Genomic DNA, 22,965 nt, shown 5'->3' with positions numbered 1-22,965 from the left:
CCTGCCAAATGCAAAGCTTGCAAGCGCGGCATGCCTGCTGCTGTCGTCAGCGCGAACGGTAGAGCTTGGTATCCTCGGGCTTGATGATGCCCTCGCTGCACAGATGATCGAGCACCGCAGGGTGCATCATGCCTTCGAAGGCCACTCCGGCGAAGGGTCCCTCGATCCAGGCAATCAGCCCAAGCGGCGCGTTGATTCCGGCGACCTTCATCGTCACCCGGTCACCGATGCTGGCAAAGCCGGGCTTGCCGCGGATCTTGCACCCGCCCTCGGAAATGTCGATCAGATCGACAAAGACAGGGCGTGAACGAACCCGGCTCTTTACCATCAGGCTGAGCGCGCGGCGCTCCGAGGCGCGAGGGATCGATTTCAGGTTCATGCTGTCGTGTTAGCACGAACCGGTAAAGGAAATCTGAGCGCACAATCCGACAGTTCAGGCAAACAGCCCTTGCAGGAACCACTCCGGCATGCCGCCGCGCCCGTCATCTGCCAGCCCCTGACGGTATATCCAGTAACGCCGTCCCGTCTCGTCCTCGATCCGGTAATAATCGCGCAGCCGGGCAGTGGAACGTTCGCGCCACCATTCCGGTGCGATGCGTTCCGGCCCTTCCACCCGCACCACGTCGCGCACAGCGCCACGCCAGCGGAAGCGCTGAGGGTAGCCATCGGGCGAGGCATAGAGCACAGCGATAGGCTCTGGCCGGTCGAACAGCTTCAAGGGGCGGACGTTGAAGGGAAGCATACCCTGCACCGGTGGCAAGGGATCAAACGGCGCCTGCCAGCCCTGCGCGCGTTCGGGAATGTGGCTGGCGCGAGCGACCGGACGGGTGACTGCTCTGGTCCCCAACCGGACGGCAAGCCGATCAACGCAGGCAGCAAGCGAAGTACCGTGACGTTCGGCGGCAGAGTCGAGATCGGCCTGCGAGAGTGCCAAGGGCTCACTCCAGCTAGAGCGCAGTTGGATAACCTCGATCCCGAAACCGGCCTCGACATCATCAAGCCTTGTGGCAAACAGCCGGATCATGTGGTCCGCCTCGCGGGTGGCGGCGGCGAGTTCGATGCGACGCACAAGCACCTCGCCATCGACCCGCCACAGTCCCAGTTCAAGCCGGCGCGCGCCCTCGCCCCGCGCTTCGAGAGCGCGCACCATATCTTCGGCAAGGTCGCGCACCACCCGATCAAGCAGATTGCGGTGACGAATCGGCTCCAGCAGGCGGCGCTGCACCATCGGCTGGGGGCGAGCGAGCACAGGCAGAAGCGGCTCGGGCACCTTGCCCAGCAACTGGTCGAGCCGCAGCAGCGGATTGGCGGCGGGGGAATGGCGACCCCGGAACCGGCGGCGCAGCGCATCGCGGGCCGCGGCCTCGTGCTGTGGATCATCCCCGATGCCTGAGACACCGGCCAACTCGCCAAGCCGTTTGATGCCCAAGCGCCGCAAGACGGTTAGTACATCTTCATCAAGCCGCAGCGCGGCCACCGGCAGGTCGGCGAGCAGTGGCAATGGATCCTCGTCAGGCACAAGGATGGTCCCGGCAGGCGCAAAATGTGCCAGCGCCCATGCTGCACCGGCGGTGGGCGCGAGCGCTGCGCGCACCGTCAGACCCTGCCGGGCAAAGCTACAGGAAACGTCCGTCAGCAGAGCATCCTCGCCGCCAAACAGATGCGCGGCACCAGTGACGTCGACCAATACGCCATCGGGCGGGTCGAGCGCGCTCCATGGTCCCCAGCGCTGCGCCCACAGCGCCAGCTTTTCCAGCGCAGCAAGATCGCCCGCCGGGTCGGATGGGGCGACGGCCAGTTGGGGGCATAGCACGCGCGCATCAGCCAGCAGCATGCCGGGGCGGGCACCTGCCGCAAGACCCGCATCATTGGCGGCGGCAATCCGCGGACCATGTGCGGTCTCGGCAACCAGCGCGGTGGGGACGCTATCTGCGGCGATGCGGTCTTCAGGCGCGAGCGCGAGCCGCCAGCGATCGACCGACAGTCGGGCGAGCCAGATCGCGAGGATCCGGCGCGTCCGCGGCCGAGACGGGGCGCAGTGTTCCATCGGCATCGTCCAGCATCCATTTGCCCGGCGGGTGGGCCCGGGCGCGGAACAACTCGGCATGCCATGTGGCACGGCCGGGTGCGGCAGGGTTCCAGCGCGGGCGCGGGGAGACCGCTGCCCGCACCCGCCAGCGCATCCGGGCAGAGCTGAGATCAGGCGCAGCATCAAGCCGCACCAGCCACAGCGCAATCCCATGGCGCTCCGCCGCAAGGCTCAGGCGGCGCGAGGCAGCGAAAGACAATGCCCGCGGATTGCCTGCGATCTCGCCGATCACGCAGGCCAGGTCGCGGCATTTCAGCCCCTCCTCCAGCGCGAACAGCGCATCCTCGGGCGTATTGGCCGCGACATGGATCAGCCGGTGGCGCAGGTCCGCAGGCAGGCCCTGAAGGCAGGGCCGCCCGCCCCGCCGGATCGCCGCACGGTCCTGCACCCACAGCACATGGCGCCCCTGTTTCGTCCCCTCCTCCCCCGACAAGGCCAAGGCATCGCGCGCCAGTGCAAGCGCCAGAGCGGCACCACTCGCCTCCTCGCAGGAAGCGAAGATCTCCGAATGCAAGGGCTGCTCCGCCAGCCCCGGACGCCATCGCGCGTCGGGTTGACGCACGCCAGGGACACCCGGAAGCGGAGAGCAGATCAAGGGTGACGGCGCACCCGGAATGGCAATAGCTTCAAACATGGAACGACTCGATGGGAAGACTCGGGAGAGCTGGATTTGTTCCCATTATGTTCCATATCGGGCGCGCCTTTGCAACGCCCTCGCACCATCCCCCGCGCGAGGGGTCAGCCCATCAGGCCAAAGACCATGATAGCCACGAGCGCAAGGGGACAGGCAAAGCGGACAAGGAAGCGCCAGAACAGATGCACTCCACCCGAAAGTCCGTTCTCGCTGTCGACCAGCCGCCGGTCGGCAATCCAGCCGACAAAGACCGAAGTCAGCAAGGCGCAGATCGGCATGGTCAGCTTGCTGGTCAGCCCGTCGAGCGCGTCAAGCGTACCCATGCCTTCGAACAATGGAATGAACCCGAGCGGATGGAAATCCGCCAAAGCTCCTGTCGAAAGCGCCGAAAGCACCCCCAGAAACGCCGCACCGAACGTCACCAACACCGCCGCAGCCCCGCGGCGCAGGTTGAAGCGGTCGATTACCCAAGCTGTCGGCACCTCCATCAGCGCCACCGAACTGGTCAGCGCGGCAAAGGCGACCATGACGAAGAACGCGAGCCCGATCAGCGACCCGAACGGTATTTCCTGGAAGGCATGGGGCAGGGTCTGGAACATGAGACCAAGCCCGCCATTCGGCGCAAGACCCGCTGCAAACACGATCGGAAAGATGCACAGCCCTGCAATCAGCGCCACAGCGGTATCGGCCCCGGCAATCACCACCGAAGTCCCCGCAAGATTGACGTCGCGCCCTACATAGGCGCCATAGGTCACCATCCCTGCAACCCCGAGCGAGAGCGAAAAGAACGCCTGTCCGACAGCGGCGAGCATCACTTCGGGCGTGAGTTTTTCCGGCTCGAAGGTGAACAGATAGGCGAAGGTCTCCTGCATCGCTCCGCCGAAAAAGCCGTAGACCGTGATGCCCAGCAGCAGCACGAAGAAGGTCGGCATCAGGTAAACCGCGACCTTCTCGATCCCGCCCGAAACCCCGCGAGCAACGAACACCAGCGTGATGCCAAGGAACAGGAGATCGAGCAGACTGGTCACCATCCCGTTGCCGATCATGGCCGGAAACAGCGCCTCGACTTCCTCGTAGGGAACCCCGTCGAAGGCCGGGCCGGTCACGCCGGTCGCCGCCAGATCGGCGGCAAAGGTGCCGATGTAATAGAGCACCCAGCCGCCCAGCACGCAGTAGAAGCTGAGCACCAGAAAGGCCGAAAAGACGCCAAGCGACGCCACCAGTTCCCATGCCCTGGACGCGCCGGATTCAACTGCGAGCTTGCGATAGCTTTCGGGCGCAGCCGCCTGTCCGTGCCGCCCGATCAGGGTTTCACACAAGAGCACCGGCAGGCCGATCAGCACGATGCACAGGATATAGAAAAGCACGAAGGCACCGCCGCCATTGGCCCCCGCCTCGGCCGGAAAACGCACAAGATTGCCCAGCCCCACCGCCGAACCGATCGCCGCCAGCACAAAAGCCGTGCGCGATGACCAGCCGTCGCGCGCTGTTGCTGAAGTGGCTACCATGATCGAAGAATCCTTTTGTCGCTAATCCCGGATGCGCGCGTCACGCATCAGCGCATGTGCCGCCCTCTGTGCAATGTTTCACCGGCCACGCCAAGGGGGAGGTTTTGCGTTCTGCCCACGCGAAGGCTAAGGGCGGCATCATGTCCACCACTTTCCAGCTCGATACGAGCACCAGCCGGGCCAACCCCACCCCGCAGCCGATCCGCCGCCTCACTGTGCCGCGCATTCGCGCACGCAAAGTGGATGGCGTCACTGCAGAGCCGCTGGTGATGCTCACCGCCTATACCGCACGCCAGGCACAATTGCTCGATGCGCATTGCGACCTGCTGCTGGTGGGGGATTCGCTCGGGCAGGTGATCTATGGCCTGCCATCGACCGTGCCGGTGACGCTGGAAATGATGGCCAACCACGGTGCGGCGGTGGTGCGCGGATCCTACCATTCGGTGGTGGTGGTCGACATGCCTTTCGGATCCTACGAGGCTTCGCCCGAACAGGCTTTCGAAAGCGCGGCCCTACTCCTCAAGCAGACCGGCGCTGCGGCGGTAAAGCTTGAAGGAGGCGCGGCGATGGCGCCGACGGTGGCCTTTCTCAGCCAGCGTGGCATCCCGGTGATGGGCCATGTCGGCCTCACCCCTCAAGCCGTCAACGTGCTGGGCGGATACGGCGCGCGCGGACGGTCCGATGCCGAGGCCGAGAAGATCGTCTCCGACGCCAAGGCGCTGGATGAGGCCGGAGCCTTTGCCATCGTCATCGAAGGCGTGGTCGAACCCATCGCCATCACCGCCACACAGGCTGTTGCCTGCCCTACCATCGGCATCGGTGCCTCGGCACAGTGCGACGGGCAGGTGCTGGTCACCGAGGACATGCTCGGCATGTTCGAACGGGTGCCGCGCTTCGTGAAGCGCTATGAAGACATCGCCGGCGTGATCGACCGCACCGTTGCCCGCTATGCCGAGGAAGTGCGCGCGCGCAGCTTCCCGGGCGAAGAACAAACCTATCAGCCCAAAGACTGAGTCTCACCCCCGCTCAAGCAAGGCCCCAGTCCGCCATGCACACCCTGCTGCGCTTCTACGCTTTTTCCTTCGGTTTCACCGCCGTCTGCCTTGCGCTGGCGGGCTATTACGGTTGGGCCAGCACCGGATCACTCGGCGGGATGCTGTCGATCCTGTGGATCGTCTTCGTGCTTTCGATCCTCGAGATTTCGCTCAGCTTCGACAATGCCGTGGTCAACGCCACGGTCCTGCGCGAGATGGACCCGGTCTGGCAGCAACGCTTCCTGACCATCGGTATCCTGATCGCGGTGTTCGGGATGCGGATCATCTTTCCCATCGCCATCGTCTCGATCGCCGCACAGATCGGTCCGTGGGAGGCGGTCGAGCTCTCGCTAGGCAATCCCGAGGAATATGAACGCATCATCTCCAGCGCGCATATCGGCATTGCCGGGTTCGGCGGCGCGTTCCTGGCGATGGTCGGCCTCAGCTTCTTTTTCGATTCCGACAAGGACGTGCACTGGATCGCGTCCGTCGAGCAGGCGATCAACCGCTTTTCCACAGTGCCCGCGGTCGAGATCGGGCTTGTGCTCTCGCTGGTCTACGGCGTTTCGACCATGCTTGCACCCGATGATGCGCTGACCTTTCTCACCGCCGGGATCCTCGGCCTTGTCACCTATATCGGCGTCAATGCGCTGGGCGCGATCATCGAACAGCGCGAGGCGGCCAAGAAGGCAAGCGGCGCGATCGTGCGCTCCGGGCTCGGCGGGTTCCTCTATCTCGAAGTGCTCGATGCGAGCTTCAGTTTCGACGGGGTGATCGGGGCCTTTGCGCTGTCGAACAACATGATCGTGATCGCCATCGGCCTGTCGGTCGGCGCCATGTTCGTGCGTTCGATGACAATCCACCTCGTCAAGGCCGGGACGCTGGCGGAGTATCGCTATCTCGAACACGGTGCCTTCTGGGCGATCATCGTGCTGGGCGCGATCATGCTTGTCTCGGCGCGATACCACATCCCGGAAACCTTCACCGGGCTGATCGGTGCGATCCTGATCGGATTGTCGCTATTCTGGTCGATCCGCCACAACCGCGCAGGACGCGCGACTAACCCCGTGCCAGACGCGTAGCCAGCGGGGCTGCCAGCACCAGCTGAGCGAGGTGATAGAGCAGCAGCGGCGCGATCAGGAAACCGGCGCTCTCGGCAGGAAAAAGGATGGCAGCCAGCGGCGCGCCGATTGCGACGCTCTTTTGCGATCCTGCAAACAGGAAGGTGATGCGGTCCGCCCTTGGCAGGCGTAAAAGACCGCCGGTGCCCCACGCTGCGCCGAGCGCCAGCGCGAGCAGCACCATCACCAGCGTCACCAGCACGGCCCAGTCGACGGGCGCGAACAGGCGAACAAGCCCCTGTTCGACTGCACCTGAAAAGGCGACATAGACAGCAAGACCGATAACTGCGCGATCCAACCAGACAATGCGCGCCCGCTGGGCCGCGATCCGATCAATGACCCTGTCCTGCACCGCCTGTCCGATCACGAAGGGTAGTACCAGGATCAGCCCGATACGGATGATCGCCTCGTTGCCGATGTCGCCTGCTTCGCCCCCGCCAAGCAGCGCAAACAGCGGCGCGCTGACAAACACCCCCGCAATGTTGATCAGCGCCGCACCGATCACCGCCAGCGCGACATTTCCATCAGCAAGGCTAGTGTAAGATGTGGCCGACTGAATCGTGGACGGCAAACAACCGAGATAAATGAACCCGAGCGCAACCAGCGGGGGCAGCATGCCGCCGGCAAGGCTGGCAAAACCGAGCCCCGCCAGAGCCATTCCGCCGAACACAAACAGCATCAACGGACCGAAGAAGCGCCAGTTGGCAATCCCGCGTGAAATCTCGCTGCGGCGGATCCGCATACCGTTGACGAGGAACAGCAGAAAGATCCCGCCATTGGAAACGTGCCGCGCGATATCGGCTCCATCACCCGTTGCCGGCAGCAAGAGTGCAAGCGCGGTGGCGATCAGGAGCACCGCGATCATCGGATCGCTCAGGAAGGGAAGGCGGCGGGAGAACATCGTCATGCGCCCTGCCCCTCATCGCCACGAATGTCGAGCAGTCATGCTTTACCGAGCGGCAAGAGCCGGTGGACGAAGTTCGCCGGCAAGACCTGCAAACCGCTTAGCCTCCGCGTCATTACCGAGCCCCTCCGCTGCCTTGGCCCTTAGCGCCAGCAGCGCCGGATCATGCCCTCCGCCAAGCGCGATCGCGTGATCGAGCAGCATCGCGCTGCGCTGCCAGTCCGCGCCTGTGCCCATCAGGCGGGCAAGGTCGACGAGCGCCGCTATATTGTCAGGTTCGCCCGCCACATGCCGCGCCAGCAGCGTGTCTGCGGCAAGACCTTCGCCGATGCGTCGTGAGGCAAAAAGCACCTTTCGGGTAAGTGGCCATGGCCGGCGCAAGCGAGCCGCCGCTGCGTAGGCTGCAAGCGCGGCTTGCCCGTCGCCTGCGCCAAGGGCAGCATCGCCTTCGAGCTGGGCGAGATCAGCCGAGGCCGGAAAGCGGCTGCGATAGTCCCGCGCCGCACTACGCGCTCCGTTCCAGTTTCCGGCGGTGGCAAGCGTGCGCAGTTCCGCGGTCGGCTGCGGCAGACTCGATCGCCGGGCCAATGCCGAAGGCACCCTGCTTGCCTCGGCAAAAGCACGTTCCAGCAGAGGTGCTGCAGCGCCCCTGTCGCCGAGCCGCTCATACGCGCGCGCCACAAGCATCACGAGATATGGCGAGGCTGCCGGCCGTTCGGCATCGGACGCAAACTGATCCACCAGTTCCGCCTCGCGCCCACCCAAAAAAAGCGCGCGCGCCAGCAGTGTCCGCACACGCGCATTGGCAGGCTGGCGCGCGGCAAGCGCTTCGAGTTGCGCCGCGGCGCTATCGAAATTGCCCTGATCGAGATTGATCAGCGCATCGAGCAGCTGCGCTGCGGGAACGCCGCCAGCTGTCATACCGCTGCGCTGGAGCAAGCTGCGCGCCAGAACCGGCTTGCCACCGCGCTGGGCCAATACCGCCTGAAGATAGAATAGGCGCGGATCGTCGGGAGCAACCTTGGCCAATTCGTGCACGGCCTCCAGCATCTCGCGATACCGCCCGCCATCGCCCAGCGTCGCCGCAAATTCGGCCCATGCATCGGCGTTGGTCCTGTCAGCAGCAAGCGCAGCCTCGAACCATGGCAGGGCATCGACAAATCCATGTGCATCGCGCACCATCAGGGCCCGCATCAGCAAGGCCGGAGCGTGATCGGGTCCCAGTGCCAGTGCGCGGTCGGCGGCCTCGAGAGCGGTGAGGTGCTCGCCACCGCGAAAGCGCAGGCGGGCAATGGCGACCCACAATCCTGGATCTTCAGGCCCGATCGCACGCGCCTCGTCGAGCAGACGTCCTGCCTCGGCCAGTTCGCCTTGCGCCATGGCCCGATCGGCCGAACCAAGCAGAGCCGCAAGAGCAGGCGAGGTGGCAGCCGTCGCGTCTCCTTCGCCTGACCCGCCTTGCGCGCCAGCACATCCAGCCAGCACCAGCGCGACAAGCGGCGCGAGGCATCTAGGTCTGGAGGTCATACTGCCTGATAAGGTCATAGAGCGTCGGCCGGCTGATCCCGAGCAGCTTGGCAGTGCTGGAGATATTGCCTTCGCTGCGCGCCAGCGCATGACGGATGACCCGGCGATCGGCGGCCTCGCGCGCGGCCTTGAGATTGAGCACATCTGCGCTGTCACTCTCCGCATCACCGAAGTCGAGATCCTCGGCATGGACAAGTTTTCCCTCCGCCATGATGACAGCACGCTTCACGCGGTTCTCAAGCTCGCGAACATTGCCCGGCCAGTCGTGCGCGTCGATCGCGGCAAGCGCATCTGCGGCAAAACCGGTGACAGACGGATTCATCTCTGCGGCAAAACGCTTGAGGAACACCTTCGCAAGCAGCACCGGATCGCCGTGGCGCTCGGCCAGGCTGGGGATGCGTACCACGATTTCCGCGAGGCGATAGAAGAGGTCCTCGCGGAAACTGCCTGCGGAAATCATGCTCTCTAGGTCCTGGTGGGTGGCGCACACGATCCGGGTATTGACCGCAATTGCCCGGCGTCCACCGATGCGCTCGATGGTACGCTCCTGGAGGAAACGCAGCAGCTTGACCTGAAGGGGGAGCGGGATATCGCCAACCTCGTCAAGAAACAGCGTGCCGCCATTGGCGCTTTCGATCTTGCCTTCTGTGGTCTTGACCGCTCCGGTGAATGCACCCTTCTCATGCCCGAACAGTTCGCTTTCGAGCAGATTCTCCGGAATCGCGGCGCAATTGATGGCGATGAACGGACCGTCGGCACGGTCGCTTGCATCGTGAAGGCCCCTGGCCAGAAGTTCCTTGCCAGTGCCGCTCGCGCCCAGCAGCATCACGGAAACCGAAGTCTTGGCAACGCGCTCTATGGTGCGGGCGACCTTGACCATCTCCGGCGCACCGGTGATGAGCCGGCCAAGCACAGTCTTGTCGGCATTCGCGCTGGCAAGGAGTCGGCGATTTTCCTGTTCGATCTGGTGCAGGTTGAACGCACGCCTCACGATCAGACCGAGCGCGTCGATATCGAGCGGTTTCTGATAGAAGTCGTAGGCTCCACGCTCGATCGCCTGCAACGTGCTTTCGCGCGCACCATGACCGCTTGCCACGATCACCTTGGTATCCGGCTTCAGCGCCATGATCGCATCAAGCACCGCAAAGCCTTCGCTGGTGCCGTCGGGATCGGGGGGCAGGCCGAGATCGAGCGTGACCACCGCCGGCATTTCTGCCCGCAATGCGGCAAGCGCTGAGTCGCGGTCTCCGGCCACGATCACCTCGAAATCGTCATAGGACCATTTGAGCTGGGCCTGCAGGCCCGGATCGTCCTCGATCACGAGCAAGGGGGGTTTCTTGTCGGCCATCAGGCAACCTCCTGCTTTGATGGATCATTTCCATTCTGTCCGTCCAGCAGGCGAACCGCATCGGCCAGCGGCAGCACAACGCTGAAGCGGGTCCCCAAGCCTTCGCGCGATTCGACGGTAACCCGCCCGCCCATGGCCTTGACAAGTTCGCGGGCCTCGAAGGCGCCGATACCGAAGCCCCCTGGCTTGGACGAGACGAAGGGCTTAAACAGGCCACTGCGCACGAATTCGGGGCTCATCCCGCAGCCTGTATCGATCACTTCGATCATCCCGTGCAGGCCTTCAGCGGAGACGTCGATGCATACCGGCATTTCCGGATCGCTGGCGTCGATCGCGTTCTGCACGAGATGAACCAAGGTCTGTTCCAGAGCCTCGGAATTGCCCATCACGTGCACACTCTCGTCACGGGTCAGCAAGACGGGATGTACCGGGCGAAAACGCTCGGCAAGGCTGCGGGCAAGCTCGGCAAGATCAATACTCCGCACATCCTGCATCGGGTTCGACCCGTAGCGCCCGAGCCGGGCCAGCAGTGCGGAAAGCTTGTCTGCCGAATTGCGCAATGTCACCAACATGTCCGCGCGGAACGCGGGATTGTCGGCGTGCTTCTGGGCATTGGCCGCAAGCAGCGAGAGCTGGCTGGCGAGGTTCTTGATGTCATGCATCACGAAGGCCATGCGGCGGTTGAAATCGTCGAACCGGCTCGCGTCCATCAACGCTTGCTGGCCCGCCTGCTCGGACAGGTAACTTGCAAGCTGCTGTCCGGCGACGCGCAGGAGGTCGAAGTCCTCCCAGTCAAGCCGGCGTTCGATCCGAGGCCGGGCCAGCACGACTACGCCCACCAGCCGATCGAAATGGATAAGCGGAACCATTGCCCACACGTCCTCGGCGTCGGCCAGCCATCCGGGAATGTGCGGGGTTTCGCCATGATGGTCGATCCCGCTGCGCGCTTCGTCGAGCGCGATGATGATCTGGTGCTGCTCGAACAGGGCGGAAAGCAGATGGTCACCGGCAATCGCCGGAACCGCGATAGTGGGCCAGTTCCAGCGCGCGGTCAGCTCCAGTTGTGCCTCTTCGTTGGGCATGAGCAGCAGGCCTGCCGGGCTCTCGGTAATGTCAGCCAATGCCTTGACCGCGCGCTCCTCCAGACTTGCGCTGTGCTTGCCACCACGGCCGATAGTACGGGTGAAACGCAGCCATTCCTCGCGATAATCGTAGCGATGCTGGAACAGGTGCTTGGTCGCTGTGACCCTAAGCCAGGCACGCAGCCGGGGCGAGGGAAGCGCCATGATCGCCGCACCTGCCGCCAGCATCAGAAAAACCACTTGCGCGGTGCGGGCAAAGTCGCCGCCAATCAGCGGAAGCGACTTGGCTACCAGAAACATCAGCGCCAGATAGCTGCCGATGAGAAGCAGCGAGAGGGTGCGAAAGGTAACCGCGCGCGAGGGACTGAACTGGACCCGCGGTCCGACAGGGTTGACACCGAGCGCGAACAAGACCCCCATCACCGCCGCAAAAAGGCCGCGCAAGTCGCGCAGCAGCGGCGGATACTCACCCCCCAGATAGGCAATGGTGGCGAGATTCAGATCATAGGCAAAAATCCCTGACAGGCCGATTACCGTCCAGCGCAGGAGATAGCGCGACGCGACCGCTGCACCGGCATAGAGATTGTGCAGGAGCATGAGCGCTCCGATCGCCATCAGCAGATCGATCAGCAGTCTGACCTCGAAAGCCAGCTGTGCCAGGGCGGGAACGGATGTGGCGCGCAGCTCCAGTATCAGCACCAAGGGCTGGCATAGCTGCACCATCACCAGTGTTATGATCAAAGGCCGGATCGGCTTGAGGCTCGCTGCCCGGCCATCGGCGCTGAACATCGCGAATATGGCTGCAAACAAGGCCAGATTGCGCGCGATGATGAAGGGAACATCCAATATGCTTTCCGGCCCCAGCGCCGCGGTCACGGCACACCCTGTTCCGGCCAACAGGCTCGCAATCGCAAGCGGCAAGCGGTCGGGGCGCGCGCGATCGCCGCACTGCCATAGCCAGATCGTTGCGCCAAAACCGAGCAGCGCGCCGGCAAATGAAGCGACGAGCGGTGCAAACGCCATATATCCCGCGAAGGTCGTCACCGCACGCCCTCCGGCCACAGGATCACTCGCACAGTCTGCAACAGGATCACGAAGTCGAGGAAGGGCGTGTAGTTCTTCGCATAGTAAAGATCATATTCGAGCTTGCGCCGGCTATCATCGACGGAGGCGCCATAGGGATAGTTGATCTGCGCCCACCCGGTAATGCCGGGCTTCACCATGTGGCGTTCCCCGTAGAAGGGGATTTCCTGTTCGAGGCTCTCGACAAAGCGCGGAACCTCGGGCCTTGGACCGACAAAGCTCATTTGACCCTTGAGCACGCTCCAGGTCTGCGGCAGTTCGTCAATCCTGACCTTGCGGATGAAGCGACCGAGCCGGGTGATGCGCGGATCGTTTTCCTCCGCCCACCTGGCACCGTCCTTTTCGGCATCGGTCCGCATCGAACGCAGCTTCACCAGGGTGAAAGGTTCGCCGTAAAGACCGACACGCTGCTGGCGGAAGAAGGCCGGCCCCTCGCTGTCGAGCTTCACCAGCAGGGCGAACAGCGCGATAATCGGCAGGGTCAGCGCAAGCAGCACCGAACTGGCAAGGATGTCGAAGATGCGCTTGACCGCGCTCGACAGCATCCGGCCGCTCGAAAATCCGTCGGAGAAGATCAGCCAGCTGGGGTTGACCGTGTCGAGATCGACCCGGCCCGTCTCCCGCTCGAGAAAGCTGGAGAAATCGTTGACATGCACGCCCTTGGTCTTGATCCGCAGCAGATCCTTCAGCGGCAGTGCGTTGCGACGCTCCTGCAGCGCCAGCACAACCTCGCTGACCCCGAGGTTCTCGACGAAACGCCCCAGATCATGGATTGCCGCGCGCGGAATAGCCTCCTCGACGATGCGCTGGTCGTCGCTCATCGCGATATAGGCGACGATTGCAAAACCGGCTTCAGGCTTTTCGCTGAGACTCCTTAGCCGCTGCGCGCGGTCGCCTGCCCCCAAGACCATGACCCGCCGCCGGAAGGCCGAGGACCCGAGGAAGCTGGTCAGAAGAATGCGATCCGTCACCAGCACCACAATTGCAAGCGCCATGGTGTAAAGCAGGGTCGATCGCCAGAAGAAGTCGCTGGGAAAAACGAAGTCGATCACTGCCAGCGCGATGATCCCGAGGCTGATCGCGACGAGCAATCTGGCCCCGGCAAACCGCAGGGATCGCAAGGCATTTGGACCGTAAACCCCGACTGCGATCATCGCCAGCCAGATGATGATGGCCGTGCCGGTAAGCGGCATCCAGCGGGTCGCGAAATGATCCACGTGCATCCCGATCTGGGCTGCACGAAGCTGCCACGCCAGTTCGCTCGCCAACACAAGCAACACAAGGTCCAGCAATCCGAGCAGCAGCACGGCATGCGGAATGTAGTGCTTGAACAGGCGGATCATCGGAGGCGGCTTTCTTGTGGGGTCCGCCTGCCGGTCTAGTGCCCAGACCTTAAGTGTCGGTAAACTTTACACCACCTGCAAATGCCGCTTTTCCGCGGTTGCCCAGGGTTAATGCCGCATCAGGATATCTGCCTGGGGCGCGGCAGGGCACTGGCCATGCGGGACGGAGCCGGGGTCAGACATTCGGCCCGTCCGCAACGCAGGCAGGGCGTGCCCAGCGGCACCGCATCTGCCGGATCCAGCGATACCCCGCGCGCATAGGCGAGCTCTCCGGCAAAGCGTGCTTCGATCCCCAGCACCACCGCACGGCGGGCGGTGCACATCACGCCGTCACCGTCGACCGTACGGGTGATGGTGAACCAGTGGCGCGGCGCCGCCTCGCCTTCGCCGAAAGTGACCGCCTGGGTCAGCACTGTTCCTGGCCGTTCGAAAGCGGCGTAAGGGATCCATGCCGGCCAGCGCGCTCCTTCGAGCGGATAGAGAGCGCCTGCCCCGCCCGCGGTAAAATCCGCCAGCCTGCCAGCCCGGTCGATGATCGCCATGAAGAACGGCAAGCCGCGTTCGCCCACGCGCCCGAGGGTAGTAAGCCTGCGCGCCGCCTGATCGAAGCTCACCGCGAAACGGCGCTGGAGCACCGCCAGATCATAGCCAGTCTGCTCGCAGGCACGCAGGAAGCGACGATAAGGAAGCAGCAGCGCACCAGCGAGGTAATCGGTGATGTGCTCGCGAAAGATACTTCGCGCCTCGGCGGATGGCAGATTGGCTCCGGCCACCAACGTCTCGATACCCTCCCGCATCTCCAGCGCACCGACCTGCCGGGCGATCTGGAAGCGCCGCGCCGCGCCTGGCAGCATCTCGGACAACTGCAGCTGGCGTGCATGCAGGTCGAGCCGATGGACCTGACCGGGCATGACCTCTGCGGGCAGGATGCGCACAGTGATGCGGTGCTTTTCGCGCAGTCGCTCGCCCAGAGCGGCGCTGATTTCACCGCGCGAGAGTCGAAGTTCGTCGGCCAGATCTTCGGCGGCATGGTCAAGATCGGCAAAGTGGTTCTGCCAGCGCTCGATCGCGCGGCGAGCAACTGCCGAGGCATCTTCGCCTTCCGCGGCCGGACCACTGCCTGCCTGATCATATAATCGGGCGAAGGCGGCAGCGATCTGGGGCGCCGCGGCGAGGAACTCCTGAACCTCTTCGCGGTCGATGCCGAGATCCGCGAAACGCCTGTCCGCCATGCGCCGCACCAACCCGTCGAGCCCGCCGATCGCGTCGTCCTCGCGCAGCGACCGGGGATCGAAATCGAAACGCTCTATCACCTGCACCAGGACGCGGGCGGAAAGCGGGCGCTGGTTGCGCTCGATAAGATTGAGATAGGAGGGCGAAATGCCAAGTGCAGCGGCCATGGCGGCCTGAGTGAGACCCTCGCGCTTACGCAGACGGCGCAAGGCAGGCCCGGCGAGCAGGTTGCTGTCGATCATGACGTTTTGTAAATTACATTACTAATTTACACAAGATCTTGGGCAAATGTCGGGATAGCGACACGATTTTTTGTAATTTTTCCTGTCTTGCTGCGCCGCAAAACGCCAAAGCCTGCCCATCCGATGGCGCGAGTCCCTTTCGGCCCGCTCCACTCCCCAGGATGGACAGGAGAAGCAAATGACCTACCAGAACACCATCACCCGGATGCGCGAAATCGTCACCGCAAACGGGCCGAGCTGGGCCGCGATTGATCCCGAAAACGCCGCCCGCATGGTGATCCAAAACCGCTTCGCCACCGGGCTCGACATCGCCAAGTACACCGCCAAGATCATGCGCGCCGACATGGCCGCCTATGATGCCGACCCGGCCAAGTACACCCAGTCGCTGGGCTGCTGGCACGGTTTCATCGCGCAGCAGAAGATGATCGCGATCAAGAAGCACTTCGGCACCACCAAGCAGCGCTACCTCTACCTGTCGGGCTGGATGGTCGCCGCATTGCGCAGCGAATTCGGCCCGCTTCCCGACCAGTCGATGCACGAGAAGACCTCGGTGCCCGCGCTGATCGAGGAGCTTTACACCTTCCTGAAGCAGGCCGACGCCCGCGAACTGGGCATGATGTTCCGCGCGCTCGACAAAGCCCGCGAAGCAGGAGACGCGGTCGAGGCCAAGCGGCTGGAGAACGCCATCGACAACTACGAAACCCACGTGGTGCCGATCATCGCCGACATTGATGCGGGCTTCGGCAACGCCGAGGCAACCTATCTGCTCGCCAAGAAGATGATCGAAGCGGGCGCCTGCGCGCTGCAGATCGAAAACCAGGTCTCGGACGAAAAGCAGTGCGGCCACCAGGATGGCAAGGTCACTGTGCCGCACGAGGACTTCCTCCAGAAGATCCGCGCCTGCCGCCATGCCTTCCTCGAAATGGGCGTGGAAGACGGGATCATCGTTGCCCGCACCGACTCGCTGGGCGCCGGCCTCACCAAGCAGATCGCCTATTCAAAGGAACCGGGCGATCTGGGTGACCAGTACAACGCCTTCCTGGATGCCGATGAAGTCGATCCGGCCAACATCACCAATGGCCAGGTCTTCATCAGCCGCGACGGCAAGCTGCTCGCCCCCAAGCGCCTGCCTTCGAACCTCTACCAGTTCCGCCCCGGCACGGGCGAGGACCGCGTCGTGCTCGACTGCATCACCTCGCTCCAGAACGGCGCCGACCTGCTCTGGATCGAGACCGAAAAGCCCCACGTCGAGCAGATCGCCAAGATGGTCGACCGCATCCGCGAAGTCGTGCCCAATGCCAAGCTCGTCTACAACAACTCGCCCAGCTTCAACTGGACGCTGAATTTCCGCCAGCAGATCTTCGATGCGTGGGAAGCCGCGGGCAAGGATGTCTCGGCCTATGAACGCGACCGGTTGATGAGCGTCGACTACGACGGCACCGAACTGGCCGCCGAGGCCGACGAGAAGATCCGCACCTTCCAGCGCGACGGCGCGGCGCGGGCCGGCATCTTCCACCACCTCATCACCCTGCCGACCTATCACACCGCGGCGCTTTCGACCGACAACCTCGCGCGCGAGTACTTCGGCGAGCAGGCGATGCTCGGCTACGTCAAGAACGTGCAGCGCAAGGAAATCCGCGAAGGCATCGCCTGCGTGAAGCACCAGAACATGGCCGGCAGCGACATCGGCGATGATCACAAGGAATACTTCGCCGGGGAAGCCGCTCTGAAGGCGGGCGGTGCGCACAACACGATGAACCAGTTCGAGGCGGCTTGATCGGGGACAAGGCCGGAGGGCTGCGGATTTGCAGCCTTCCGGTTCCCCACCGAACCGCCTAAGGACTCGGGGTATTCACCCGAGGAGAGTGACGATGAGCGATACAGATACCCCCAAGACCGAACCGGCCCGCGCCCGCGCACTGCTTTCGACCGCCGACATGAAGCTGCTGCGCCGCGCGCTCGAAAGCCACGCCCGCAACACCGAGGACCGCGAGGAACTCGCCAAGATCAATGCCCTGCACCACCGCCTCGGGACCTACGTCCCCTCGGGCAGCTGAGGCAGAGGCCTCACCCCTTCAACAGTTCTCCTGGGGAGGAGAAACGGCCGTCGGGATGCTCCTCCAGGGGGCGTTCCGGCGGCCGAATTTCGTGGTCCTACCGCTACGCTTCTTGAGGACGGTAATCGTTAGCCCTTCTTCATCAGGTCGAGCGTCGCCGCCGTCATCGCTTCAGTCGCGGTAGCGATCACAACAGGCGCATCGGGCGCCCAGAACGGCGAATGCAGCGAAGGCAGCGCGATTTCGCCCTTCTCTGCCTTCTCCCACTCGGCCTGCGGCACCCCGCCGACCCAAAAGATCAGCGACTCTACGTTCTCCCGGTCAGCGCGATAATACTGGCTGAAGTCCTCCCCACCCATCACCGGCGGGGTTTCCATCACCCGGCCTTCGAAGCGGGTCTTGAGCCCTGCCATCACGCGGTCCGTGAATTCGGGCGTGTTGTAGGTCGCAGGCGTATAGGGGTCCTGCACCGTCACTCTGGGCAGCTTGTCCTCGGGCATTCCGGCGGCGAGCGCCTCCCCCCGCGCGATCCGGGCGATCCCTTCAAGCAGATGCTGCCGGGTCTCGTCGGCATAGGAGCGCACGGTAATCTGCAGGCGTGCCTCGTCGGGAATGATGTTGTGCTTGGCCCCGGCCTGAAAGCTGCCGACGGTCACCACGGCGGGCTCCTGCGGATCGAGCTCGCGGCTCACCAGCGTTTGAAGGCGGGTGACAATGTTCGAGGCAATGACGATCGGATCCTTGGTGGTGTGCGGATAGGCGCCGTGCCCGCCCACCCCCGGCACCACCACATCGACGGAATCGACGTTAGCGAGCGCAAAGCCCTTGGAATAGCCGATCATCCCAGCCGGAAATTGCGCGGCATCGTGAAAGCCCAGCACATAGTCGGGCTTGGGAAAGCGGGTGTAGAGCCCGTCATCGAGCATCGCCTTGGCGCCCTCGCCGATTTCCTCGGCGGGCTGGAGGATCATCACCAACGTTCCCGACCACTGGTCGCGGCGCTCGGCCAGCAGCTGGGCGGTGCCGATCCACGCGGTCATATGGGTGTCGTGGCCGCAGGCGTGCATGATGCCGGTCTCGATCCCGCTTGCAGGCACGCCCTTGCGCTTGGACGCGAAGGGCAGCCCGGTCTGCTCGATCACCGGCAGCCCGTCCATGTCGGCACGCAGCATCACAACCGGCCCGGCGCCGTTCTTCATCACCGCGACCACACCGGTCTTGCCGACGCCTTCGGTCACCTCGAAGCCCAGTGCGCGGGCGCGGGAAGCGAGCTTCTTCGCGGTCTCGAACTCCTGAAAGGACAGCTCCGGATTGGCGTGAAGATCCTGATAGAGCTCTACCAGGCCCGGCATGTCGGCGGCCACCGCATCACGCAATTCGTTCGCCTGTGCCGGCGCCGCCATCAACGCAAAAGCGCTCGCTGTGGCCAATGCGAAACCCAGTTTCATGGTCTTCTCCCTGTTTCACCGGTCTGTTTTCAAAGCCCGTACCACAGCACCAGCAGGACCGAGAGTACGGTCACCATCAGCGCCACCAACGGAACACCGGCGCGCAGATAGTCGCCGAACTCATAGCCGCCTTCGGACATGATCAGCATGTTGGTCTGATAGGCGATCGGGGTCGCGTAGCACAGGTTGCAGCCGAACAGCACCGCCAGCACCAGCGGCTCCGGCGGGAGCCCCAGTTGGGCGGCGATGCTGAAGGCGATGGGCGTGCCGATGGTCGCAGCCGTAGCGTTGGAGGCGAAATTGGTGACGATGGTGACGAAGATCATGATCGCCGAAAGCACCAGCGCGGGCGGCAGATAGGCAAGGCCGAGCGAGAGCGCCTGTCCAAGGAACGCTGCCGCGCCGCTTGCGTCGATCACCCGGCCGATAGCAATGCTCGCGGCGATCAGCACGATCACCTTGGCCGACAGCGCACGGCCCACCCGGTCGAATTTCACACAACCGGTCACGAACATCGCAATGGCGCCCGCCAGTGCGGAAATTGCGATTGGCAGCTTGATCGGGGCATAACCGCCTTCATCGAACCAGGGCAGGCCGAGCGAGGCGGTGGCAATCGCGCCGAGCATGATGGCGCCCGCCAGCACCGCTTTCGACCGGCGCGGCAGCTCGCGCGCGCCTTCCAGCCGCAGCAAGCCGTCGTTGTTGGCGAAGTTCTGGAGGTCCTCCTCAATCCCCATCACCAGCAGCACGTCGCCTTCAAGGATGCGAAGATCGCCGGCCTCGCTATAGGTGTCACGCTCGCCCAGCACGCGGTCGGGCCTGTGGATGCCGAGCACTGCGACGCCATAGAGATCGGCAATGCCCGAACTTGCCAGAGTGCGGGTGATGAGCCGCGAATCCGCTGTCACCGTCATCTCGACAGCGACAATATCCTGCCCTTGCGACTTGGAGATGCGGCGGATCCGGTCGAGCACCCAGGAGGGCGCAAGCTCGCCCTTGAGCGCGCGGGCGGCTTCCTCGATCGCCTCGTGCGTCCCGGAGATATGCAGGCGCTGCTGCGGCTGGAGTGGACCGGCGGGCTGGTCATGGAAGGTGATGCCTTCGGGCAGCTTGTCCCGGATCGCCGCAAGCTCGGCGCCAGCCAGCAGGCTCGACGCGCCAACCCTCAGGCGGGTGTGGAAGATCCGCCGCACATTCTCCGCCAGAACCGAATTGTCGCGCAGCAACCGGGGCATGACCAGCCACAGGTAGGGCAAGGCGACAGTCGCCGCGATCAGCACGATGGGCGTGAACTGGAACACCCCGATCGGCTCCATCCCGATATCCTGAGCAATCGAGACGACGAGAATATTGGTCGAGGTGCCGATGGTGGTCGCCATGCCGCCGATAAGCACTGCGGAATTGACCGGCATCAGTGTCTTGGACGAAGCTGCCACACCCTTGCCCGCCAGCGCCACGAGGATCGGCAGCAACAGCACCATCACCGGGGTATCATTGACGAACATCGACAAGGTGAAGGCGATCAGCAGCGCAAACAGCAGGCCCAACTGGCCATTGGCGCGAAACACGCCTTCAAGAAGCCGTGCAAAGGGTTCCAGCGCGCCGGTGACGACCAGGCCCCGTCCCAGGATCATGAGAGCGCAGATCGTGATCAGCGCCTGGTGCCCGAACCCGCCAAAGGCGATAGCCAGACCGTCGGTCGGCTTGGTCCCTTCAAGCGGCGCGAAATAGAGCCCGACACCTATCACCGCGATCGTGATCAGCGAGATGATCTCGACTGGATAGCGCCCGCGCGCAAAGGCGATGAACATGGCAATGGTCACCGCCATGGCCGCTATCGCGTGATAGGATGGGGCTTCCAGCATGGTCCGCTTTGGTGGCTACCCAATCACTTGGGGCAAAGACAAGCGGATTGTGGGCAAGTGGTGCCGGTGGTGCCCCTGGCCAGACTCGAACTGGCACGGATTTCTCCAACCGATTTTGAGTCGGTCGCGTCTACCAATTCCACCACAGGGGCACACCAGAACGGAAGAACCGCGCTGTTAGCGAGAGCCATCGGCTCTGGCAAATGTTTCACGTAAAACACTGCCGCAAACAGGGTCTGGAGGGGGTCAAGCGGGGGTCGAAGGCGGGTCAGGCCCGCCACAAGACCGCGCAAGACCTTACCGAAGCGCGCCTGCCAGCAGCTTGTGCAGCTTGGAGTGCAGCGCATCATTCGCCGCCAGCACCTGAGCGGCGTGGACCGGCTCGGAACGCCCGCGGAAATCGCTGACGAACCCGCCCGCCTCGCGCACCAGCAGGCAGCCTGCCGCCGTATCCCATTCGGACAGTCCGCTTTCCCAGAACCCGTCGAAGCGGCCCTGCGCGACATAGGCCAGATCGAGAGAAGCGGCGCCAAAACGACGGATACCCGCCACCTCGGGGCCGATGGCGCCGAAGATGCGGCTCCATTCCGAAAAGTCGCCGCGTCCGAAGAACGGGATGCCGGTCGCGACCAGCGCATCCGTCAGGCGCGAACGGGCCGAGACGCGCAAGCGCGCATCGTGGAGCCATGCGCCGCGCGATTTCTCCGCCCAGTAGGTCTCGTCAGTTACCGGCTGGTAGATCACGCCCGCCACCACATCGCCCCAGCCCTTGCCATCAAGGCGCGGCTCCTGCGCGGCGATCGAGATGGCAAAGTGCGGGATACCGTGAAGGAAGTTGCTGGTGCCATCAAGCGGATCGATGATCCAGCGCGGCATCCCCGGTTCGCCCGCGATCTCGCCCGCCTCTTCCATCAGGAAGCCCCAGCCGGGACGCGCGGCGGACAGTTCGTCATACAGCGTACGCTCGGCGCGCATGTCGGCCTTGCTGACGAAATCGGCCGGCCCCTTGCGGCTGACCTGGAGATGTTCGACTTCGCCGAAATCGCGCCGCAGACGTCCGCCCGCCTTGCGCGCGGCGCGTTCCATGACGCGGATGAGGCCGGAAATAGCTGCCATCTGGGTGTCCTCAGCCGGCCTTGCCGACGTAGGCCTGTTCGTAGACGTCGACCACGATGCGCGTGCCGCTTTCGATATGCGGCGGCACCATGATGCGCACGCCGTTATCGAGGATCGCAGGCTTGTAGCTCGAAGAAGCGGTCTGCCCCTTCACCACGGCATCGGCCTCGACGATGGTGGCTTCGACCTGCTGCGGCAATTCGACCGAAATCGGCTTTTCGTCCCACAGCTCGAGCATCACCTGCATCCCGTCCTGCAGGAAGGGGCGCGCATCGCCCAGCAGGTCGGAAGGCAGATTGATCTGCTCGTAGGTGTCCTGATCCATGAACACCAGCATGTCGCCGTCTTCATAGAGGAACTGGAAGTCCTTGGTATCAAGCCGCACACGCTCGACCGTGTCGGCGCTGCGAAAGCGCACGTTGGTCTTGCGGCCATCCTGCAGGTTCTTCATTTCGACCTGCATGTAGGCCCCGCCCTTGCCGGGCTGGGTGTGCTGGATCTTGGCGACCTTCCAGATGCCGCCTTCATATTCCAGAATGTTGCCGGGGCGGATATCGACGCCGCTGATCTTCATGGGGCTGTGGGCCTTTATTCGAGGTGGAAAGAGCAGATGGGCGCACCGCCTTGCACGGCGTGCCACCCGAAATGATGCGCGCCGATAGCCGATAGCGCATCGCTCGGCAAGCGCGGGCAGACGGACGCCGGAAAGCCGTGGTCTTGGCGCCGCGAGGCTGGTAGAGGCGCGCCATGCGAACCCGCACCATCATCCTGCTGACGCTTTTCGCCGCAGCCGTCGCCAGCCTCGGATCGGGCTTTGCCGGCGCCCGGGATGCGAGCGCGCAGGACCGCAAGGACGCGGTGCCGCAAGGCCGACCGGCTGCGGCGCCCGGCGGAGGGATGCTGTCCACCCTGCAACGCGGCGAATGGCAATGCGCCCTGCCGGGGGATGCTGGGGGCGAGGCCTTCCGGGTGGTCGAGGCCGAAGCCTTCACTATCGGCAACGCCTCGAGCTACCGCAACGCGGAAGGCAGCGGCATCTACCTCTTGCGCGGCAGCGAACTGGTCTTCACCCGCGGCCCCAAGAAGGACGAACGCTTCAGGGTGCTGGGCGAGAACACCCTGCAGAAGCTGGAGAGCGACGGCAGCCTGTCGAAGCTGATCTGCACCCGGCTGGGCAGCTACCGCGGCTGACAGGCGGCGGGCGAAAGCGCCGGAGAGGCAGCGTCCGGTTCGGGGTTGATGATGGACAAAAGCTGCCGTTCGGCAAGCGACCCCGTTGCTGCCATCCAGACTTCGACTTAGAGCGCAGGCATCTTACTTATCCGGTCCCA

19 protein-coding genes and 1 tRNA gene are annotated in these 22,965 nt (G+C 64.0%); 5 read left to right on the top strand and 15 right to left on the bottom strand.

Translation table 11 applies throughout. From position 1 onward, the window contains the following. Positions 1 to 46: 46 nt before the first annotated feature. From I603_RS06175 to I603_RS06160, 4 genes are all read right to left on the bottom strand, one after another. Positions 47 to 379, bottom strand: coding sequence for a PilZ domain-containing protein (locus tag I603_RS06175; RefSeq protein WP_068863126.1), 333 nt, complete (start codon positions 377 to 379; stop codon positions 47 to 49). Between the two features lie 54 nt (positions 380 to 433). Next, on the bottom strand, positions 434 to 2,053 hold the full coding sequence (locus I603_RS06170) for a Y-family DNA polymerase (protein ID WP_086621864.1): 1,620 nt from the start codon (positions 2,051 to 2,053) through the stop codon (positions 434 to 436). After that, on the bottom strand, positions 1,947 to 2,651 hold the full coding sequence (locus I603_RS06165) for a recA-like protein (protein WP_232305260.1): 705 nt from the start codon (positions 2,649 to 2,651) through the stop codon (positions 1,947 to 1,949). The genes I603_RS06170 and I603_RS06165 overlap by 107 nt, the downstream gene beginning before the upstream one ends. Positions 2,652 to 2,827: 176 nt before the next feature. Continuing rightward, positions 2,828 to 4,231, bottom strand: a complete 1,404-nt coding sequence (locus I603_RS06160) for a sodium-dependent transporter (RefSeq protein ID WP_068863123.1) — start codon at positions 4,229 to 4,231, stop codon at positions 2,828 to 2,830. A 140-nt stretch (positions 4,232 to 4,371) separates the two neighbouring features. Here I603_RS06160 and panB point away from each other — a divergent pair, with 140 nt between their 5' ends. After that, positions 4,372 to 5,244, top strand: coding sequence for a 3-methyl-2-oxobutanoate hydroxymethyltransferase (panB, locus tag I603_RS06155; protein WP_068863121.1), 873 nt, complete (start codon positions 4,372 to 4,374; stop codon positions 5,242 to 5,244). 35 nt (positions 5,245 to 5,279) lie between these two features. Next, the gene (locus I603_RS06150; protein WP_068863119.1) at positions 5,280 to 6,347 is read left to right on the top strand and encodes a DUF475 domain-containing protein; all 1,068 of its coding nucleotides are present in this window, start codon (positions 5,280 to 5,282) and stop codon (positions 6,345 to 6,347) included. Here I603_RS06150 and I603_RS06145 read toward each other — a convergent pair. The 6 genes from I603_RS06145 to I603_RS06120 all read right to left on the bottom strand — a co-directional run bounded on the left by I603_RS06145 (position 6,325) and on the right by I603_RS06120 (position 15,148). Beyond that, entirely contained in the window at positions 6,325 to 7,293 is a 969-nt protein-coding gene (locus tag I603_RS06145) for a bile acid:sodium symporter family protein (protein WP_068863118.1), read from the bottom strand. The two genes, I603_RS06150 and I603_RS06145, sit on opposite strands and share 23 nt — an antisense overlap. A gap of 42 nt (positions 7,294 to 7,335) precedes the next feature. Then, complete coding sequence (locus I603_RS06140) at positions 7,336 to 8,817, bottom strand: tetratricopeptide repeat protein (protein WP_158093659.1); 1,482 nt, start codon at positions 8,815 to 8,817, stop codon at positions 7,336 to 7,338. Then, positions 8,801 to 10,165, bottom strand: a complete 1,365-nt coding sequence (prsR, locus tag I603_RS06135) for a PEP-CTERM-box response regulator transcription factor (protein ID WP_068863114.1) — start codon at positions 10,163 to 10,165, stop codon at positions 8,801 to 8,803. The genes I603_RS06140 and prsR overlap by 17 nt, the downstream gene beginning before the upstream one ends. Then, on the bottom strand, positions 10,165 to 12,270 hold the full coding sequence (prsK, locus tag I603_RS06130; protein WP_068863336.1) for an XrtA/PEP-CTERM system histidine kinase PrsK: 2,106 nt from the start codon (positions 12,268 to 12,270) through the stop codon (positions 10,165 to 10,167). The genes prsR and prsK overlap by 1 nt, the downstream gene beginning before the upstream one ends. Positions 12,271 to 12,287: 17 nt before the next feature. Next, positions 12,288 to 13,673, bottom strand: a complete 1,386-nt coding sequence (locus tag I603_RS06125; RefSeq protein ID WP_068863113.1) for a TIGR03013 family XrtA/PEP-CTERM system glycosyltransferase — start codon at positions 13,671 to 13,673, stop codon at positions 12,288 to 12,290. Between the two features lie 119 nt (positions 13,674 to 13,792). After that, entirely contained in the window at positions 13,793 to 15,148 is a 1,356-nt protein-coding gene (locus tag I603_RS06120; protein ID WP_068863111.1) for a helix-turn-helix domain-containing protein, read from the bottom strand. A 178-nt stretch (positions 15,149 to 15,326) separates the two neighbouring features. On the opposite strand from I603_RS06120, the gene I603_RS06115 reads away from it, so the two are divergent. Further along, positions 15,327 to 16,925, top strand: coding sequence for an isocitrate lyase (locus I603_RS06115; RefSeq protein ID WP_068863109.1), 1,599 nt, complete (start codon positions 15,327 to 15,329; stop codon positions 16,923 to 16,925). A 94-nt stretch (positions 16,926 to 17,019) separates the two neighbouring features. Continuing rightward, positions 17,020 to 17,205 carry a hypothetical protein gene (locus I603_RS06110; protein WP_068863107.1) on the top strand — a complete coding sequence of 62 codons (186 nt, stop codon included), beginning with the start codon at positions 17,020 to 17,022 and terminating at the stop codon, positions 17,203 to 17,205. A 128-nt stretch (positions 17,206 to 17,333) separates the two neighbouring features. Here the strand turns inward: I603_RS06110 and I603_RS06105 are convergent, their stop codons facing one another. The 5 genes from I603_RS06105 to efp all read right to left on the bottom strand — a co-directional run bounded on the left by I603_RS06105 (position 17,334) and on the right by efp (position 22,208). Then, entirely contained in the window at positions 17,334 to 18,653 is a 1,320-nt protein-coding gene (locus tag I603_RS06105) for an amidohydrolase (protein ID WP_068863105.1), read from the bottom strand. 29 nt (positions 18,654 to 18,682) lie between these two features. Further along, complete coding sequence (locus I603_RS06100; protein ID WP_068863103.1) at positions 18,683 to 20,518, bottom strand: SLC13 family permease; 1,836 nt, start codon at positions 20,516 to 20,518, stop codon at positions 18,683 to 18,685. 67 nt (positions 20,519 to 20,585) lie between these two features. Next, positions 20,586 to 20,670: transfer RNA gene (locus I603_RS06095), tRNA-Leu, on the bottom strand. A 145-nt stretch (positions 20,671 to 20,815) separates the two neighbouring features. Then, entirely contained in the window at positions 20,816 to 21,634 is an 819-nt protein-coding gene (locus I603_RS06090; RefSeq protein ID WP_068863101.1) for an inositol monophosphatase family protein, read from the bottom strand. Between the two features lie 10 nt (positions 21,635 to 21,644). After that, the gene (gene efp / locus I603_RS06085; protein ID WP_068863100.1) at positions 21,645 to 22,208 is read right to left on the bottom strand and encodes an elongation factor P; all 564 of its coding nucleotides are present in this window, start codon (positions 22,206 to 22,208) and stop codon (positions 21,645 to 21,647) included. Between the two features lie 173 nt (positions 22,209 to 22,381). On the opposite strand from efp, the gene I603_RS06080 reads away from it, so the two are divergent. Then, positions 22,382 to 22,825, top strand: coding sequence for a hypothetical protein (locus tag I603_RS06080; RefSeq protein WP_068863098.1), 444 nt, complete (start codon positions 22,382 to 22,384; stop codon positions 22,823 to 22,825). The last annotated feature ends 140 nt before the right edge of the window (positions 22,826 to 22,965 follow it).

This window comes from Erythrobacter dokdonensis DSW-74 (assembly GCF_001677335.1).
GTDB classification, from domain to species: Bacteria; Pseudomonadota; Alphaproteobacteria; order Sphingomonadales; family Sphingomonadaceae; genus Erythrobacter; species Erythrobacter dokdonensis.
Note: the sequence above shows the minus strand (reverse complement) of the source record. Positions and strands in the feature narration are given on the sequence as shown.

What these genes read in the sequence shown, in the direction of transcription:
- I603_RS06175 (WP_068863126.1), bottom strand. Translation starts at nt 379, where the DNA reads ATGAACCTGAAATCGATCCCTCGCGCCTCGGAGCGCCGCGCGCTCAGC.
- I603_RS06145 (WP_068863118.1), bottom strand. Translation starts at nt 7,293, where the DNA reads ATGACGATGTTCTCCCGCCGCCTTCCCTTCCTGAGCGATCCGATGATC.
- prsR (WP_068863114.1), bottom strand. Translation starts at nt 10,165, where the DNA reads ATGGCCGACAAGAAACCCCCCTTGCTCGTGATCGAGGACGATCCGGGC.
- prsK (WP_068863336.1), bottom strand. Translation starts at nt 12,270, where the DNA reads ATGGCGTTTGCACCGCTCGTCGCTTCATTTGCCGGCGCGCTGCTCGGT.
- I603_RS06100 (WP_068863103.1), bottom strand. Translation starts at nt 20,518, where the DNA reads ATGCTGGAAGCCCCATCCTATCACGCGATAGCGGCCATGGCGGTGACC.
- I603_RS06090 (WP_068863101.1), bottom strand. Translation starts at nt 21,634, where the DNA reads ATGGCAGCTATTTCCGGCCTCATCCGCGTCATGGAACGCGCCGCGCGC.
- I603_RS06105 (WP_068863105.1), bottom strand. Translation starts at nt 18,653, where the DNA reads ATGAAACTGGGTTTCGCATTGGCCACAGCGAGCGCTTTTGCGTTGATG.
- I603_RS06125 (WP_068863113.1), bottom strand. Translation starts at nt 13,673, where the DNA reads ATGATCCGCCTGTTCAAGCACTACATTCCGCATGCCGTGCTGCTGCTC.
- I603_RS06115 (WP_068863109.1), top strand. Translation starts at nt 15,327, where the DNA reads ATGACCTACCAGAACACCATCACCCGGATGCGCGAAATCGTCACCGCA.
- panB (WP_068863121.1), top strand. Translation starts at nt 4,372, where the DNA reads ATGTCCACCACTTTCCAGCTCGATACGAGCACCAGCCGGGCCAACCCC.
- I603_RS06150 (WP_068863119.1), top strand. Translation starts at nt 5,280, where the DNA reads ATGCACACCCTGCTGCGCTTCTACGCTTTTTCCTTCGGTTTCACCGCC.
- I603_RS06080 (WP_068863098.1), top strand. Translation starts at nt 22,382, where the DNA reads ATGCGAACCCGCACCATCATCCTGCTGACGCTTTTCGCCGCAGCCGTC.
- efp (WP_068863100.1), bottom strand. Translation starts at nt 22,208, where the DNA reads ATGAAGATCAGCGGCGTCGATATCCGCCCCGGCAACATTCTGGAATAT.
- I603_RS06110 (WP_068863107.1), top strand. Translation starts at nt 17,020, where the DNA reads ATGAGCGATACAGATACCCCCAAGACCGAACCGGCCCGCGCCCGCGCA.
- I603_RS06160 (WP_068863123.1), bottom strand. Translation starts at nt 4,231, where the DNA reads ATGGTAGCCACTTCAGCAACAGCGCGCGACGGCTGGTCATCGCGCACG.
- I603_RS06140 (WP_158093659.1), bottom strand. Translation starts at nt 8,817, where the DNA reads ATGACCTCCAGACCTAGATGCCTCGCGCCGCTTGTCGCGCTGGTGCTG.
- I603_RS06170 (WP_086621864.1), bottom strand. Translation starts at nt 2,053, where the DNA reads ATGCCGATGGAACACTGCGCCCCGTCTCGGCCGCGGACGCGCCGGATC.
- I603_RS06120 (WP_068863111.1), bottom strand. Translation starts at nt 15,148, where the DNA reads ATGATCGACAGCAACCTGCTCGCCGGGCCTGCCTTGCGCCGTCTGCGT.